The 16,403-nt window shown below is 56.3% G+C and carries 18 protein-coding genes and 1 other annotated feature; of the genes, 8 read left to right on the top strand and 10 right to left on the bottom strand.

Translation table 11 applies throughout. The features are described from left to right. Nucleotides 1-406: 406 nt before the first annotated feature. The 3 genes from clpB to rluD form a co-directional block, all read right to left on the bottom strand. On the bottom strand, nt 407-2,980 hold the full coding sequence (gene clpB, locus QMZ29_RS01335; RefSeq protein ID WP_025301647.1) for an ATP-dependent chaperone ClpB: 2,574 nt from the start codon (nt 2,978-2,980) through the stop codon (nt 407-409). Nucleotides 2,981-3,110: 130 nt separating this feature from the next. Continuing rightward, on the bottom strand, nt 3,111-3,842 hold the full coding sequence (gene yfiH, locus QMZ29_RS01330; protein WP_261427495.1) for a purine nucleoside phosphorylase YfiH: 732 nt from the start codon (nt 3,840-3,842) through the stop codon (nt 3,111-3,113). Next, on the bottom strand, nt 3,842-4,819 hold the full coding sequence (gene rluD, locus QMZ29_RS01325) for a 23S rRNA pseudouridine(1911/1915/1917) synthase RluD (RefSeq protein ID WP_149570770.1): 978 nt from the start codon (nt 4,817-4,819) through the stop codon (nt 3,842-3,844). The genes yfiH and rluD overlap by 1 nt, the downstream gene beginning before the upstream one ends. A 131-nt stretch (nt 4,820-4,950) precedes the next feature. On the opposite strand from rluD, the gene bamD reads away from it, so the two are divergent. The 4 genes from bamD (at nt 4,951) to pheA (ending at nt 7,785) form a co-directional block, all read left to right on the top strand. Continuing rightward, on the top strand, nt 4,951-5,682 hold the full coding sequence (gene bamD, locus QMZ29_RS01320; protein WP_004932456.1) for an outer membrane protein assembly factor BamD: 732 nt from the start codon (nt 4,951-4,953) through the stop codon (nt 5,680-5,682). Nucleotides 5,683-5,994: 312 nt separating this feature from the next. Continuing rightward, nucleotides 5,995-6,336, top strand: coding sequence for a ribosome-associated translation inhibitor RaiA (gene raiA, locus QMZ29_RS01315; protein WP_004932457.1), 342 nt, complete (start codon nt 5,995-5,997; stop codon nt 6,334-6,336). 122 nt (nt 6,337-6,458) lie between these two features. After that, nucleotides 6,459-6,585: a sequence feature (Phe leader region), on the top strand. Beyond that, nucleotides 6,460-6,507, top strand: coding sequence for a hypothetical protein (locus tag QMZ29_RS01310; protein ID WP_101428074.1), 48 nt, complete (start codon nt 6,460-6,462; stop codon nt 6,505-6,507). (Overlaps the previous feature by 48 nt.) 42 nt (nt 6,586-6,627) lie before the next feature. After that, the gene (pheA, locus tag QMZ29_RS01305) at nt 6,628-7,785 is read left to right on the top strand and encodes a bifunctional chorismate mutase/prephenate dehydratase (protein ID WP_025301644.1); all 1,158 of its coding nucleotides are present in this window, start codon (nt 6,628-6,630) and stop codon (nt 7,783-7,785) included. A 54-nt stretch (nt 7,786-7,839) separates the two neighbouring features. On the opposite strand, the gene tyrA is transcribed toward pheA, so the two are convergent. Together tyrA and QMZ29_RS01295 are read right to left on the bottom strand one after the other, a co-directional pair. Next, on the bottom strand, nt 7,840-8,961 hold the full coding sequence (gene tyrA, locus QMZ29_RS01300) for a bifunctional chorismate mutase/prephenate dehydrogenase (RefSeq protein ID WP_016929015.1): 1,122 nt from the start codon (nt 8,959-8,961) through the stop codon (nt 7,840-7,842). 3 nt (nt 8,962-8,964) lie between these two features. Next, a complete protein-coding gene (locus QMZ29_RS01295) occupies nt 8,965-10,041 on the bottom strand; it encodes a 3-deoxy-7-phosphoheptulonate synthase (protein ID WP_060434277.1) in 1,077 nt (358 codons plus the stop codon). Between the two features lie 506 nt (nt 10,042-10,547). Between QMZ29_RS01295 and QMZ29_RS01290 the strand changes: the two genes are divergently transcribed. The 4 genes from QMZ29_RS01290 to QMZ29_RS01275 all read left to right on the top strand — a co-directional run bounded on the left by QMZ29_RS01290 (nt 10,548) and on the right by QMZ29_RS01275 (nt 12,573). Further along, entirely contained in the window at nt 10,548-11,312 is a 765-nt protein-coding gene (locus QMZ29_RS01290) for a DUF481 domain-containing protein (RefSeq protein WP_025301642.1), read from the top strand. Between the two features lie 249 nt (nt 11,313-11,561). Next, complete coding sequence (locus tag QMZ29_RS01285) at nt 11,562-11,783, top strand: HP1 family phage holin (protein ID WP_025301641.1); 222 nt, start codon at nt 11,562-11,564, stop codon at nt 11,781-11,783. Beyond that, complete coding sequence (locus tag QMZ29_RS01280) at nt 11,767-12,282, top strand: lysozyme (protein WP_049208782.1); 516 nt, start codon at nt 11,767-11,769, stop codon at nt 12,280-12,282. The genes QMZ29_RS01285 and QMZ29_RS01280 overlap by 17 nt, the downstream gene beginning before the upstream one ends. Nucleotides 12,283-12,345: 63 nt before the next feature. After that, the gene (locus tag QMZ29_RS01275; RefSeq protein ID WP_025301639.1) at nt 12,346-12,573 is read left to right on the top strand and encodes an ogr/Delta-like zinc finger family protein; all 228 of its coding nucleotides are present in this window, start codon (nt 12,346-12,348) and stop codon (nt 12,571-12,573) included. A 143-nt stretch (nt 12,574-12,716) separates the two neighbouring features. Here QMZ29_RS01275 and rplS read toward each other — a convergent pair whose 3' ends face one another. The 5 genes from rplS to ffh all read right to left on the bottom strand — a co-directional run bounded on the left by rplS (nt 12,717) and on the right by ffh (nt 16,333). Beyond that, nucleotides 12,717-13,073, bottom strand: a complete 357-nt coding sequence (rplS, locus tag QMZ29_RS01270) for a 50S ribosomal protein L19 (protein ID WP_025301638.1) — start codon at nt 13,071-13,073, stop codon at nt 12,717-12,719. A gap of 48 nt (nt 13,074-13,121) precedes the next feature. Next, on the bottom strand, nt 13,122-13,889 hold the full coding sequence (gene trmD, locus QMZ29_RS01265) for a tRNA (guanosine(37)-N1)-methyltransferase TrmD (RefSeq protein WP_043143896.1): 768 nt from the start codon (nt 13,887-13,889) through the stop codon (nt 13,122-13,124). A 52-nt stretch (nt 13,890-13,941) separates the two neighbouring features. Beyond that, a complete protein-coding gene (rimM, locus tag QMZ29_RS01260; RefSeq protein ID WP_089195553.1) occupies nt 13,942-14,490 on the bottom strand; it encodes a ribosome maturation factor RimM in 549 nt (182 codons plus the stop codon). Nucleotides 14,491-14,508: 18 nt separating this feature from the next. Continuing rightward, complete coding sequence (rpsP, locus tag QMZ29_RS01255; protein WP_004932501.1) at nt 14,509-14,757, bottom strand: 30S ribosomal protein S16; 249 nt, start codon at nt 14,755-14,757, stop codon at nt 14,509-14,511. A 214-nt stretch (nt 14,758-14,971) separates the two neighbouring features. Then, nucleotides 14,972-16,333: a signal recognition particle protein gene (gene ffh, locus QMZ29_RS01250; protein WP_004932504.1), complete on the bottom strand. Its 1,362-nt coding sequence runs from the start codon at nt 16,331-16,333 to the stop codon at nt 14,972-14,974. Nucleotides 16,334-16,403 lie beyond the last annotated feature (70 nt).

Raw genomic sequence — 16,403 nt, 5'->3', positions numbered from 1 at the left:
GATGCTGGATATCGTCTTGTGGAGTGCCCACACAGATTGTCTGATAAATTGTTAAAGAGCAGTGCCGAGAAACTCATCGGCGCGGGCTGCGTATATTACGCTTTTCGCCCTGAGAGTCAAGCGTTTATTTCGCTTTCTTCTCGCTGACCCGGCGGCTTGTCAGTCGTTGTTCCCGGTCAGTGGAGGCGCATTATAGGGAGTTCTCGGCGGGCCGCAACCCCTAAATGCAAAAAACTTTTCAAGCGTTCAAATAATCACCAAAAATGCCTTTTTAGGATGTTTATTAGTCAAAAAATACCGGTTTTAACACAGTAATAGCGGCAAACCCTGTAAATAGGGACAAACGGAGATAAAGAAAAGGGAGCGGTCACCCGCTCCCTTTCATCTTTATTACGCTCGATTGCCGTTATTGGCGTGCAACGATATGGTCGTTTTCCACATCCAACGTGACCAGCTTGCCAGGGATCAGCTTGCCGGACAGTATTTGCTGCGCCAGCGGGTTCTCGATCTCCTGCTGAATAGCGCGTTTCAACGGACGCGCACCATATACAGGGTCGTAACCGGTTTTGCTCAACAGAGCCAGGGCCGGTTCGGTCATGGTCACTTCGTAACCGCGCTCTTCCAAACGCTTGTACAGACGCGACAGCTGAATCTTGGCGATCGCGGCAATGTGTTTCTCGCCCAGCGGGTGGAACACCACCACTTCGTCGATACGGTTGATGAACTCCGGACGGAAGTGGTGACTCACCATCTCCATCACCGACTCTTTCATCTGCGCGTAGTTCATCTGACCGAAATGCTCCTGGATCAGATCGGACCCCAGGTTGGACGTCATGATCACCACAGTATTGCGGAAATCGACGGTACGGCCTTGACCATCGGTCAGGCGGCCGTCATCCAACACCTGCAACAGAATATTGAACACGTCCGGATGCGCTTTCTCGACTTCATCCAGCAGAATCACCGAATAAGGCCGGCGACGTACGGCTTCCGTCAGGTAGCCGCCCTCTTCATAACCGACATAACCTGGAGGCGCACCGACCAGACGCGACACGGAGTGTTTCTCCATAAACTCGGACATATCGATACGCACCATAGCGTCGTCGCTGTCGAACAGGAACGAAGCCAGTGCCTTGCAGAGCTCGGTTTTCCCCACCCCGGTCGGGCCGAGGAACAGGAACGAACCGATCGGCCGATTAGGATCGGACAGCCCCGCACGGCTGCGGCGGATCGCATTGGAGACCGCGCTGACCGCTTCGTCTTGGCCAATCACTCGCGAATGCAGTTCTTGCTCCAGGCGCAGCAGCTTGTCGCGCTCACCTTCCAGCATTCTGGCCACCGGGATCCCGGTGGCACGCGCCAGCACTTCAGCAATCTCCGCATCGGTCACCCGGTTACGCAACAGCTTCATGCTCTTGCCTTCGGCCTGCGTAGCGGCGGCGAGCTGTTTCTCCAGCTCAGGGATCTTGCCGTACTGCAGTTCCGACATCCGCCCCAGATCGCCGACGCGGCGCGCCTGCTCCAGGGTGATTTTGGCCTGCTCGAGTTCAGCCTTGATGTTCTGGGTGCCGGAGAGCGACGCTTTTTCCGCTTTCCACTCTTCTTCCAGCTCAGAATATTCGCGCTCTTTCTGCCCCAGCTCATCGCTGAGCATGTCCAGGCGTTTCTTGCTGGCGTCGTCAGACTCTTTATTCAGCGCCTGCTGTTCCAGCTTCAATTGGATGATACGGCGCTCAAGCCTGTCGAGCGACTCCGGCTTGGAGTCCATCTGCATGCGAATGCTGGACGCCGCTTCGTCGATAAGGTCAATAGCCTTGTCCGGCAATTGACGATCGGCGATATAGCGGTGCGAAAGCGTTGCCGCCGCCACGATGGCCGGGTCGGTGATCTGCACATGGTGGTGCAGTTCATAGCGCTCTTTCAGGCCGCGCAGGATAGCGATGGTGTCTTCCACGCTCGGCTCCGCCACATACACTTTCTGGAAACGACGTTCGAGCGCCGCATCCTTCTCTATATATTGACGATACTCGTCGAGCGTAGTCGCGCCGACGCAGTGCAGCTCGCCGCGCGCCAGCGCCGGTTTGAGCATGTTGCCTGCATCCATCGCGCCATCCGCCTTACCGGCGCCGACCATGGTGTGCAGTTCGTCGATAAACAGGATAACGCTGCCTTCCTGCTTGGCCAGATCGTTGAGCACGCCTTTCAGACGCTCTTCAAACTCGCCGCGATATTTGGCCCCGGCGATCAAGGCGCCCATATCGAGGGACAATACGCGCTTGTGCTTCAGCCCTTCCGGCACTTCGCCGTTAATGATGCGCTGCGCCAGGCCTTCGACGATGGCGGTTTTACCCACGCCAGGCTCGCCGATCAGCACCGGGTTGTTTTTGGTACGACGTTGCAGCACCTGGATGGTGCGGCGGATCTCTTCGTCACGGCCGATCACCGGATCAAGCTTGCCCTGCTCGGCGCGCTCGGTCAGATCGATAGTGTATTTCTTCAATGCTTGCCGTTGGTCTTCGGCGCCTTGATCTTCCACGCTGTCACCGCCTCTCATCTGTTCAATGGCTTTGCTGATTTTGTCGGCCGTCGCGCCGGCCGCTTTCAACAAGTCGGTCAACGAGCCGCGATCTTCCAGCACCGCAAGCACAAACAGCTCGGAAGAAATGAATTTGTCCGCGCGCTTCTGCGCAAGCTTGTCGCACAGGTTCAGGACGCGCACCAGCTCATGGGACGGTTGAACGTCGCCACCGGTGCCTTCTACCTGCGGTAAACGGGACAGCGCCTGTTCGATCTCGGTGCGCACACGCCCGGCATCGATACCTGCGGAAGTTAATAGTGGACGAACCGTGCCCCCTTCCTGATTGAGCAGGGCGCTCATCAGATGTAGCGGTTCAATAAACTGGTTGTCGTGCCCAAGGGCTAGTGACTGGGCATCGGCGAGGGCAAGCTGGAATTTGTTGGTAAGACGATCCAGACGCATAACACCTCCAAGATGGGTCGAAATTGCTACTGGAGATTAAATGAGGTCATCCCTCAAATTTTCAAGGTTATCTCGACGCTAAATTTTCGGTACAACGCCATGCGTCGTTGGATCGTCCTAATTCAATAGGTTATATCAGCCAGATTAAACTTGCCAGACGTCCGGTTATTCCATCTCGTCGATAGGAGAAAAAATGACTCTTTTCGTTAACCGTGCAGCGGTCGCCGCCATAGATGGCCTGCACGCCTGCCCGCAACAAACGTTGGCGAGCCAGTAAGTAGATATTAGCCAAAAACTTATCGCCATGCGGCGTAAAGGCAGCCTCGGCTTCGGCGTCTTCCGCGATAAAGGCGGCACGCACCTCCGGCCCGACTTCAAACTGCTGCGGGCCGATCGCCGGCCCCAACCAGGCGCTGATCTGGCCCGGTGCGGCGGTGAACGCCGCCACGGTTTGTTCCAGCACGCCCTGGCATAGCCCACGCCAACCGGCATGAGCGGCGGCCACTTCATCGCCGTTCTGCGAGCAGAACAGCACCGGCAGACAATCCGCCGTCATCACGGCACACACCTGCCCAGGCACGTTGCTGTACACCGCATCCGCCCGCAGATCGGCGGGCGCTTGCCCCGTCAACGTCACCACACGGGTGCCATGTACCTGCTCGAGCCATACCGGCATCTGCGGCAAGCCGGCGGCGGTAACCACCCTTTCCCGATTGCGCTTCACCGCTTGCTCCTCGTCACCCACGTGAGTGCCGAGGTTCAGCGAGTCATAAGGCGGCAGGCTGACGCCGCCGCCGCGCGTGGTACTGCAAGCTTTAACACCGGGAGGAAACGGCCAGTCGGGCAGAATGAGCGCGTTCATTACCAGTCCATCTGATCTTTGAATTCTTCGGTGTCCGCCTTCAGCGCATTGATCAGATCGACCATGTCCTGCGGCAGCGGCGCATGCCACTCCATCTGGATGCCGCTGATCGGATGGTACAAACGCAGCATGGTGGCGTGCAGCGCCTGACGATCAAAACCGCGCAGCGTGCTGATGAAGGCTTCCGAAGCGCCCTTCGGCGGACGCGGACGGCCGCCGTACAGCGGATCGCCCACCAGCGGATGGCTGATATAGGCCATGTGCACGCGGATCTGGTGAGTACGGCCGGTTTCCAGGCGCAGGCGCAGGCGAGTATGCGCACGGAAGTGTTCCATGATGCGGTAATGCGTTACCGCCGGCTTACCCATCGGGTGCACCGCCATGTGGGTACGCTTGGTGGAGTGGCGCGCGATAGGCTCTTCTACCGTACCGCCGGCGGTCATGGTACCGATCGCCACCGCTTCGTATTCACGGGTGATTTCGCGCGCCTGCAGCGCCTCCACCAGCCGGGTTTGCGCCGGCACGGTTTTCGCCACCACCATCAGGCCGGTGGTGTCTTTATCCAGACGGTGCACGATGCCGGCACGCGGCACGTCGGCGATTTCCGGATAGTGATGCAGCAGCGCATTGAGCACCGTGCCGTCCGGGTTACCGGCGCCGGGATGCACCACCAAATCGCGCGGCTTGTTGATCACCAGGATGTCGCTGTCTTCATAGACGATATCCAGCGCGATATCCTGTGGCTCCCAACGCGCCTCTTCTTCAATCTGTGCATCGATGGCGACTGTCTCTCCGCCCAGCACCTTCTCTTTCGGTTTGTTTGACGTTTTGCCATTGACCTTCACCCGATCGCCCAGGATCCACTCTTTTATGCGAGATCGTGAATAATCAGGGAACAATTCGGCCAAAGCCTGATCTAAACGTTGTCCGAGTTGAGATTCGGCCACCGTTGCGGTGAGTTGTACTTGTTGTGCCATATGCAGCTTCTTCGTTAACGTTGGGTTTTCACGGCGATGCCGTTTAATATAATGTGCTATTGTACCTGGTCTTTGTCGGGAGCTTAACGGACAGTCTCCCGGAATAACACCCTGAGGATAATCAAAACGTCATGACGCGTATGAAATATCTGGTGGCGGCAGCCACGTTGAGCCTGGCGCTGGCAGGTTGCTCCACATCCAAGGATGCGGTTCCCGACAACCCACCTTCGGAAATCTATGCTACCGCGCAGCAAAAACTGCAGGACGGTAACTTCAAGGGCGCGATTACGCAACTCGAAGCGTTAGATAACCGCTATCCTTTCGGGCCGTATTCCCAGCAGGTCCAGCTGGATTTGATTTACGCCTACTATAAGGCCGCCGACTTGCCGATGGCTCAGGCATCCATCGATCGCTTCATGCGTCTGAACCCGACGCACCCGAACATCGATTACGTGATGTACATGCGCGGCCTGACCGACATGGCGCTCGATGACAGCGCGCTGCAGGGCTTCTTCGGGGTTGACCGTTCTGACCGCGATCCTCAGCACGCTCGCGCTGCGTTCCGCGACTTCAGCCAGTTGATTCAGCAATACCCGAACAGCCAATACGCGACCGACGCCAACAAGCGTTTGGTGTATTTGAAAGACCGCTTGGCCAAGTATGAGCTTTCGGTGGCGGAATACTACACTAAACGCGGTGCTTACGTCGCGGTCGTTAATCGCGCCGAACAGATGTTGCGTGAATTCCCGGATACCAAAGCGACGCACGACGTGTTGCCGCTGATGGAAAATGCCTACAAGCAGCTGCAGCTGAACGGCCAGGCTGACAAAGTGGCCAAAGTGATCGCCGCCAACCCGCAATAAGCGCGCGTCGGTAACGGCAGAAAAACAAAACGGCAGCCTCGGCTGCCGTTTTCATTGGCGTCGACCTGGTTTTCACTGGAAAAATACACAAGTAAAAACACGGTGTTAGCTAGCGCTCCTCACCGGTCAACTCATCGATAATGCGCCATCCGGCGGCAACTCTCAAGCATTAGATAGCCAATTCAAATGCTGAATCACAGATTGAACTAACTTTGCAAAAAGTGACAAAAAATCGTGATTTACATCACGCATTTAAACAAAAAGCGGGGTATGCTGGGTTCACCAAGACGGAAAGACAGAGAGGTAAGTTATATGACATTGAACATTACCAGCAAACAAATGGATATCACTCCCGCAATCCGCAATCACGTCGAAGACCGTCTCACCAAACTGGAAAAATGGCAGACCCAGCTGATAAACCCACATATCGTCTTATCTAAAGAACCGCAGGGGTTTGTCGCCGACGCTACCATTACCACGCCTAACGGCCCGCTGGTCGCCAGCGCCAAACATGATGACATGTACACCGCCGTTAATGAGCTGATCGCCAAGCTGGAACGCCAGTTGAACAAGGTGCAGCATAAAGGCGAAGCGCGCCGCTGCAATGCCAGCGTGAAAGACATCGTGCCGGAAGTCACGCAAGAGCAGGAATAACCGTCCGACAGCGATTGCCGCATCAAACGCGCCCGAGGGCGCGTTTTTTGTCGGGTATTTTTGTTGACGGGGTAAAAGCCAGCGGTTACTTTAAAACCTGTTCGCATTAACCTTAGGTAGACCATGCCACGCACACCGTTTTTCTTCGCATTCTTTTTTACCTTCCCCTGACTGGGAGGCGTTTCGTCGTGTAAGAAAGAATGCGAAGACGAACAACAAAGCCTCCTGGAAACAGGAGGCTTTTTTTATGGCTGTTTTACAACGAATAAGAACTGAAGGCGGAAGCTGATTATGACTGACAACCCGTTATTGGTGCTGCGCGAGCGCATCAGCGCACTGGACTTGAAACTGTTGGCCCTGCTGGCGGAACGCCGTGAGCTGGCGATCGAAGTCGGCAAGACCAAGCTGCACTCTCATCGCCCGATCCGCGATAAAGAGCGCGAGCGCGATCTGCTGGATGCGCTGATCGCCGCCGCCAAGCCTTACGACCTGGACGGCTTTTACGTCACCCGCCTGTTTCAACTGATCATCGAAGATTCCGTCCTGACCCAGCAGGCGTTGCTACAGCACCAGCTCAACCCCGTCAGCCAACATTCCGCCCGCATCGCCTTCCTCGGCCCAAAAGGCTCTTACTCACATCTGGCAGCACGCCAATACGCTGCCCGCCACTTCGATCAGCTGATCGAATGCGGCTGCCAGAAGTTTCAGGATATCTTCACCCAGGTGGAAACCGGCCAGGCGGACTATGCGATTCTGCCTATCGAGAACACCAGCTCCGGGTCGATTAACGAGGTGTACGATCTGCTGCAGCACACCAGCCTGTCGATCGTCGGCGAACTGACCAACCCGATCAACCACTGCGTTCTGATTGCCGGCGACAGCGATCTGAGCCAGATTGAAACCGTCTACAGCCACCCGCAACCGTTCCAGCAGTGCAGTCAGTTCCTGAACCGCTTCCCACACTGGAAAATCGAATACACTGAAAGCACAGCGGCCGCGATGGAGAAAGTCGCCAAGCTGAATTCGCCGAAGGTGGCTGCTCTGGGCAGCGAAGCCGGCGGCGCACTGTATGGGCTGCAGGTGCTGGAACACAACCTCGCCAACCAGCAGCAGAACATCACCCGTTTTATCGTCCTGGCGCGCAAAGCGATCGACGTCTCCGAACAGGTGCCGGCCAAAACCACGCTGATCATGGCGACCGGCCAACAATCCGGCGCACTGGTCGAAGCGCTGCTGGTACTGCGCGACAACGGCATCATCATGACCAAGCTGGAGTCACGCCCGATCAACGGCAATCCGTGGGAAGAGATGTTTTATATCGATGTGCAGGCCAACCTACGCGCCGAGGCGATGCAAAAAGCGCTGCGCGATCTGACGCCAATCACCCGCTCGCTGAAGGTGCTGGGCTGTTACCCGAGCGACACCGTGGTGCCGGTCAACCCATCCTGAAACCATAAAAAAGGGTTCGGCTTGGCCGAACCCTTTACGTTTACTGCCCGCGTTTCACTGCCGGCTGTCGTTAGCCTGCCGCAACAGCGTGCGGCTCTCCACCAGAAAGCGCTGGGCGTAATCGCCGAACCAATGCTCTACCTTGCGGAAGCTATCGATAAACGCCTGTTTGTCGCCATGCTCCAACAGCTTGATCGCCTCGCCGAAGCGCTGGTAGTAACGCTTAATCAGCGCCACGTTTTCTTCCGACGACATGATGATGTCAGCGTACAGCTGCGGATCCTGCGCGAACAGGCGGCCAACCATCGCCAGCTCCAGCCGGTAGATCGGCGAGGAGAGCGCCAGCAGCTGCTCCAGTTGCACGTTCTCTTCCGCCAGGTGCAGCCCGTAGGCGAAGGTGGCGAAGTGCCGCAGCGCCTGAATAAACGCCATATTCTGATCGTGTTCGACCGCGCTGATACGATGCAGCCGCGCCCCCCACACCTGCAGCTGTTCAAGCAGCCATTGGTAAGCCTCCGGTTGGCGGCCATCGCAGTAAACCACCACCTGCTTCGCCACGCTGCCCACGTCCGGACCAAACATCGGATGCAACCCCACCACCGGGCCGCTGTGCGCCGCCAACATCGCATGCAGCGGACGATTCTTCACCGACGCCAAATCCACCAGAATACAGTCGTCAGGCAACGGCGGCAGGCGGCTTATCACCTGCTCGGTCACGTGGATCGGTACGCTGACAATCACCATACCGGCATCCGCCAACAGCTGTTCCGCCTGCGGCCAATCTTCCTGATCCAATACCCTGACCTGATAACCCGACAGCGTCAGCAGACGGTTGAACAGCCGGCCCATCTGGCCGTTGCCGCCGATGATGACGATCGGCCGCAGCTGCGGGCACAGAGTTTTAAAACCTTTATCGTTCTCGCTGACGTACGATTCGCGCATCACACGGCGCAAGACGTCCTCGATCAAATCCGGCGGCACGCCGAGGTTTTCCGCCTCCTGGCGGCGCGAGGCCAGCATCGCCGCCTCGCGCTCCGGCACATAAACCGGTAAACCGTGGCGGCTTTTCACCTCCCCCACTTCCGCTACCAGATGCAGGCGTTTCGCCAGCAGATCCAGCAACGCTTTGTCCACCTCGTCGATTTGATCGCGCAGCGCGGTCAGTTCTGCCACCATAACTTACTTTTCTCCCGTGCGTGCCTTCAGCGCAGCGCCGAGTTCCTGATGCATGTGGCGCAGCAGTGTTTCCGTGCTCTCCCAGTCGATGCAGGCGTCGGTGACGGATACGCCGTAACGCATGTCAGCACGCGGCTGTTCGGAAGACTGATTGCCCTCATGCAGATGGCTCTCCAGCATAATGCCGGTAATCGAGCGGTTACCCGCTTTAATCTGCTCCACCACGGACTCGGCCACCGCCGGCTGACGGCGATAGTCTTTATTCGAGTTGCCATGGCTGCAATCTACCATCAAGGACGGATGGAGTCCCGCCTCGAGCATCTGTTTTTCACAGGCCGCAACGTGCTCGGCGCTGTAGTTCGGGGTTTTACCGCCGCGCAGGATCACGTGCCCGTCCGGATTGCCCTGAGTCTGCAGCAAGCAAACCTGGCCCGCCTGGTTGATGCCGACGAAGCGGTGCGGCATAGCGGCGGCGCGCATGGCATTGATGGCGGTACCCAGGCTGCCGTCGGTGCCGTTTTTGAACCCGACCGGCATCGACAGGCCAGAAGCCATTTCACGGTGGGTCTGCGATTCGGTGGTACGCGCACCGATCGCCGACCAGCTGAACAAGTCCCCCAGGTACTGCGGGCTGTTCGGATCCAACGCTTCGGTAGCCAACGGCAAGCCCATGCCCACCAGATCCAGCAACAGGCGACGCGCGATATGCAAGCCTGCTTCAACGTCAAACGAACCGTCCATGTACGGATCGTTGATCAAACCTTTCCAGCCGACAGTGGTTCTGGGTTTTTCAAAATAAACGCGCATAACGATATACAGCTGATCGCTCAAGTCAGCCGCCAGGGTTTTCAAACGACGGGCGTAGTCCAGTGCCGCATCCGGATCGTGGATCGAACAAGGCCCACACACGACCAACAGGCGATGATCGCGCCCCTGCAAAATGTTGGCGATGGTGTTACGCGCGGTGGCGATTTCATTTTCGTCGTCGGCGCTGAGCGGGAACTGGTTCTTCAGCTCCTCCGGCGTGATGAGAACCTGTTCTGCACTGATGTGTACGTTATTGAGCGCGTCTTTTTGCATGATGCTATTCCTGTCGTTTGGCGTTATGCGTTGAAATGGAACATTGAGCGTTTCAGGGCTCTACCCTATCACGATATGTAAAGTTTTCAATCCAATTTCCGTAAATAAAAAATTACCATAATTTCTCTTATGAGATAACATGCATAAACACATCAAGAAAATACAATAAAAACAAACAAATTCAATTAAATAATAAATTCACAAGCGCCTCAAAACGCACCTATTCGCCTTCCCGGCGAAAGCCCCATATCGTAAACATATGTGTACAACTTGTTTTACAGGCAAGATGCGCCGCCCGTCTCGGCGCCAACGAACGGGCAGGCGCGGATACCGTCAGACTCAGCACGAAATGCCGCCGAAAGCGATGAATTTCAGTAGAAGAAAAGCGAATAAATGAGGAATAAAAATTAAAAACTTAAGCTAATAGCGGCTATTTTTGTCGCTGAAATGAACCGATATAATGTGACCGTCATCAACAATAACCACCCTTAACAACTGGATCCAAGATGCTCTCTTCTCGCGCTCGTCGCGCTTTTCCGCTGTATATTTGCTGCTTAACGACTTTCACCAGTGTTTCAGCCTTTGCCGACAATACGCTTTTCACCGCGATGGACGATCCGGCCACCGCCAAGAAACCATTCGAAGGCAACGTGCAGGCGGGCTACAACGCCCAGTCAGGTAACTCGCAGAGCTCCACCCTGCTTGCCAACACCAACATGACCTGGTTCAACAGCGACGCGGCGTACAGCCTGTGGGGGGCGGCTAACAACACCACCTCCTCCAACGTGCGCTCGTCCGAAAAATACCAGGCCGGTGGCCGTACGCGCTATAACCTGACCGATCGCAACTACCTGTTCGGCCAGGCCAGCTGGCTGAGCGACCGTTTCAACGGTTACGACTCACGCTCCACGCTGACCGGCGGCTACGGCCGTCAACTCCTCAACGGGCCGCTTAGCGATCTGCGGGTGGAATTCGGTCCCGGCGTGCGCCATGACGAATACCATGGCGGCGGCCGCTCGACCAAAGGGTTGGCCTATGGCGCGGCCAACTATTCCTATCAGCTGACCGACAACACCAAGTTCATTCAGGGCGTTTCCGCACTGGCGAACGAAGAAACCACGCTGAACTCGGAAAGCGCGTTGAACGTGGCGATCAACGATCGCTTCTCGCTGCGCGTGGCTTACACCGTGACCTACAACAGCAAACCGCCGGCCTCGGCGCCGAAGAACACCGACACGACGACCTCGGTCACGCTGGTCTACGGCCTGTAATTTCCCCCCAATATTTCTCAAAGCCCATCATTGATGGGCTTTTTTTATGCCTGCCGCCCTCTTTTGCACAATCTGCTAAAAATATTCACCCCACCCATTGACGACTTTAGCAAATAGCTTAATACTGTATGCATATACAGTAATTATTATACAGCCTCGGGGCATGATGGATTTCGATAGAGAGTGGCCAGAAACGCATCGATAGCCGCCACAGCTCCCGAGAGACTGTAAACAAAGCGAGCATAAGCTATGGAGAAAATCACCTCATTCATCACCTACGCCATGGCGTTGTTTCTCGCCTGGCTCGGCAAGCTGTCACCGCAGGACATTGCCTTTCTAGTCGGTGCGGCGGTAGGCATCGGCACGTTTCTGGTGAACTGGTACTACCGACGTAAAAGCCTGCAGATCTTGAAGGCTATTGAACGCAATGCGGCATCACGGAGGAAAATTTACGATGAATGCAATCGTTAAGCGCTGCAGCGTCGCCACCGTTTTGGCCATCGCCGTGCTATTGCCGTCATTTGGCGAGCTGCAAACCTCAGAAGCCGGCCTCAGGCTGATCGCCGATCTCGAAGGCTGCCGCCTGTCGCCTTACCAGTGTAGCGCCGGGGTGTGGACACAGGGCATTGGACACACTGCCGGCGTCATCCCAGACAAGATGATAGATGAACGCAAAGCCGCGGTGGATTTGGTAGACGATGTTCGCCGCACCGAACGCGGCATGGCCGCTTGCCTGCCGCATACGCTCTCGCAACAAACCTATGACGCAGTGATCGCCTTCGCCTTCAATGTGGGCGTCGGCGCAGCCTGCCACTCTACGCTGGTCGCGCTGCTGCAACAGCGCCAGTGGCGGCAGGCCTGCGATCAGTTACCACGCTGGATTTACGTAAACGGAAAGAAAAATAAGGGGCTGGAACAGCGACGCGCCATGGAACGCGCACTGTGCTTGCAGGGGATTGCCTCATCATGACGAGTTCGCTCGCCAAAGGGTGATGCCACAACAATTTCACTTAATTTGTTCAAGGGGGTTCTTATGATGCACTGTCCACTATGCGGTCACGTGGCCCACACTCGCTCCAGCCGCTATCTGAGCGAGTCGACCAAAGAGCGTTACCATCAATGCCGCAACATCAATTGCAGCTGCACGTTCGCCACGCACGAGTCCGTCGCGCGGGTGATCGTCAAACCTGGCGATGACATTATCCCGGCGCAGCCTCACCCGCCGGAGAGTCAGCATAAACAAAGCGCCGCGGCGCTATAATGCAAAAAGCCTGCTTATGCAGGCTTTATTATGTTGGCGGCGCGCAGACGAAATCTCGCAAATGTAACCAGTCGAGATTTAAGATAAAAAAAGGGGTTGGCATAATACCAACCCCTGATAACTATTAACTTTTGGATGCAGCGTTAGCCAACGCGGTTCAGACGCTCTTTGATACGAGCAGCCTTACCAGTACGCTCACGCAGGTAGTACAGTTTAGCTTTACGAACGGCACCACGACGTTTCACAGCAATGCTGTCGATTACTGGGGAGTGAGTCTGGAATACGCGCTCAACACCTTCGCCGTTGGAAATCTTACGAACAGTGAATGCAGAGTGCAGACCGCGGTTACGGATAGCGATAACCACGCCCTCGAATGCCTGCAGACGTTTTTTGCTACCTTCAACGACCCATACCTTCACTTCCACGGAATCACCCGGACGGAATGCAGGTACGTCTTGTTTCATCTGCTCTTGTTCAAGTTGCTTAATAATGTTGCTCATAATATGTCTCTTACCCTAGGTAAACTGATATATCGGTCCCGTCTGTTGTCAGACGTTTCCTTCATAGTCCTGTTGCCTGGCCTGATGTTCCCGTTGGAACTCAGCCAGCAACACCGCTTGCTCGTCAGTCAGAGCTAGGCTTTCTAGAAGTTCAGGTCTTCTAAGCCAGGTTCGGCCCAGCGACTGCTTTAAGCGCCAACGACGTATCTCGGCATGGTTACCCGACAGCAGAACTGGCGGTACCTCCATCCCTTCCAACACCTCTGGGCGGGTATAGTGCGGGCAGTCCAGCAATCCGTCGGCGAAGGAGTCTTCCTCCGCTGAGGCCTGATGGCCCAGCACACCCGGTATGAAACGGGCGACTGAATCAATCAGGGTCATTGCCGGCAGTTCCCCGCCGCTGAGAACGTAATCGCCGATTGACCATTCTTCGTCAATTTCGGCTTGGATTACGCGCTCGTCTATCCCTTCGTAACGGCCGCATACCAGAATCATCTTCTGATTGGCCGCCAGTTCGCACACGCCGGTTTGATCCAGCTTGCGCCCCTGAGGTGACAGATAAATCACCTTTGCTCCCTCGCCTGCCGCTGCTTTCGCCGCATGAATGGCTTCCCGTAAAGGTTGCACCATCATCAGCATTCCCGGTCCGCCGCCGTAAGGGCGATCGTCCACGGTACGATGCCGGTCGTAGGTGAAGTCGCGAGGACTCCAACACTGCACGCTCAGCAGGCCATTTTTTACTGCCCGGCCAGTCACCCCGTAATCGGTGATAGCGCGGAACATCTCAGGAAACAGGCTTACAATACCGATGAACACAAGCCAATCCCCTTACCGTTATTCCACTTGCTTCGACCGTTTGATCCGGGGGTCAAAAACCAGGATCCCAATCTGCCTCAATCACGCGGGCAGTGAGATCGACTTTCTTGATAACCTGCCCATGAAGAAACGGAATCAACCGCTCCTTCATGCCGAACGCATCTTTCAGGTTCGCTTTCACAACCATCACATCGTTCGAGCCGGTTTCCATCATATCGATGACTTTACCCAGCTCGTAGCCGGCGGTGGTGACTACCTGGCAGCCCATCAGGTCTTTCCAGTAGTAATCGTCACCCTCCAGCGGAGGAAGTTGCTCAGAATCCACCATAATCTCGCGATTAGTCAGCAGATTCGCCGCGTCCCGATCGTCAATGCCTTTGACCTTGATGATCAGATCCTGACTGTGGCGCTTCCAGTCTTCCAACTCGATATGCTGCCACTGACCCGCCTGCTGGATAAACCACGGCTGATAGTCAAAAATGCTTTCGGCGTTCTCGGTGGATGAAAACACTCTGAGCCAACCACGAATGCCGTAAGCGGACCCCATTTTACCGAGTACAATCGGCGCGATCGGCGCTACCGGTTTGAGTTGCTTGCTCATTGCCACCACCGCGACAGATTAAGCTGCTTTCTTAGCGTCTTTGATCAGCGCGTGAACGCGATCAGAAACGGTTGCACCCAGACCAACCCAGTGCTCGATGCGGTCCAGGTCCAGACGCAGTGCTTCAGCCTGACCGGAAGCGATCGGGTTGAAGAAGCCAACGCGCTCGATGAAACGACCATCACGAGCGTTGCGGCTGTCGGTCACTACTACTTGATAGAACGGACGCTTTTTAGCGCCGCCACGTGCCAAACGAATTGTTACCATAACATCCTCTTTAGTTAATAAAACAGCCGGGCCCCATTGAGGGACGGGGCCCGGTTGCAATATAAAAAGCCCGAAAATTTTACTCATTTTGGCGCAAAAAGCAATCTAAAGCGTCGATCGCAGGGGACAACTTTTGCAGCCTGTCAAATTTCGGGCGGTTTTCACCGCGAACGGCGAATGCTGAAAGCGCCCGCACTCAGCGTGCGGAGGCCCATTAGCGGCCTGGGAAGCCCGGCGGCATCATACCTTTCATGCCGCGCATCATCTTCGCCATACCGCCTTTCTTCATCTTCTTCATCATACGCTGCATTTCGTCGAACTGCTTCAGCAAGCGGTTGACGTCCTGCACCTGCATGCCGGCCCCCATCGCGATGCGGCGCTTGCGCGAGCCCTTGATGATTTCAGGTTTGGCGCGCTCTTTCAGCGTCATCGAGTTGATGATCGCCTCCATGCGCACCAGCACTTTGTCGTCCATCTGCGATTTGACGTTGTCCGGCAGTTGGCCCGCGCCCGGCAGCTTGCTCAACATGTTGGCCATACCGCCCATGTTGCGCATCTGCTTGAGCTGCTCCAGGAAGTCGGTCAGATCGAAACCGTCGCCCTTCTTCAGCTTGTTGGCCAGTTTCTCCGCCTGCTCGCGGTCGACCTTGCTTTCGATATCTTCGATCAGTGACAGCACGTCGCCCATGCCCAGGATGCGTGATGCCACGCGATCCGGGTAGAACGGCTCCAGCGCTTCGGTCTTCTCGCCCACGCCGAGGAATTTGATCGGCTTGCCGGTGATATGGCGGATGGACAATGCGGCACCGCCGCGCGCGTCGCCGTCGACCTTGGTCAGCACCACGCCGGTCAGCGGCAGCGCTTCGTTAAACGCCTTGGCGGTATTGGCGGCGTCCTGGCCGGTCATGGCGTCGACCACGAACAGGGTTTCCACCGGCTTGATCGCCGCATGCACCTGTTTGATCTCGTCCATCATCGCTTCGTCAACGTGCAGACGGCCGGCGGTATCGACGATCAGTACGTCGTAGAATTTCAGCTTGGCCTGTTGCAGCGCGCGATTGACGATGTCGATCGGTTTTTCTTTAACGTCAGACGGGAAGAAATCGATGCCGACACCTTCCGCCAGCGTTTCCAGCTGTTTGATCGCCGCTGGGCGATAAACGTCCGCGGAAACCACCAACACTTTCTTCTTCTGTTTTTCTTTCAGGAACTTGCCGAGCTTACCGACGCTGGTGGTTTTACCGGCGCCCTGCAGGCCCGCCATCAGCACCACCGCCGGCGGCTGGGCCGCCAGATTCAGCTCGGTGTTGACTTCGCCCATCGCGGCGATCAGCTCACCCTTGACGATCTTGACGAACTCCTGCCCCGGCGTCAGGCTCTTGTTGACTTCATGACCAACCGCGCTCTCTTTGACGCGGTTGATGAAGTCGCGCACCACCGGCAGCGCAACGTCCGCTTCCAGCAATGCCATACGCACTTCACGCAGGGTTTCCTTGATATTCTCTTCGGTCAGCCGCCCGCGGCCGCTGATATTGCGCAACGTGCGCGACAATCGATCGGTTAAATTTTCAAACATCGTCTCATGCTCAACGTGTAATGACAGGCCGCTCCGGCGACACAATTGCGCCGATGATAACACGAAGCGC

Origin of the sequence: Serratia sp. PF-27, from assembly GCF_030053255.1 — a bacterium.
Taxonomy (GTDB): Bacteria; Pseudomonadota; Gammaproteobacteria; order Enterobacterales; family Enterobacteriaceae; genus Serratia; species Serratia bockelmannii.
The sequence above is the reverse complement of the archived record's forward strand: the minus strand, read 5'-3'. Positions and strand labels throughout refer to the sequence as shown.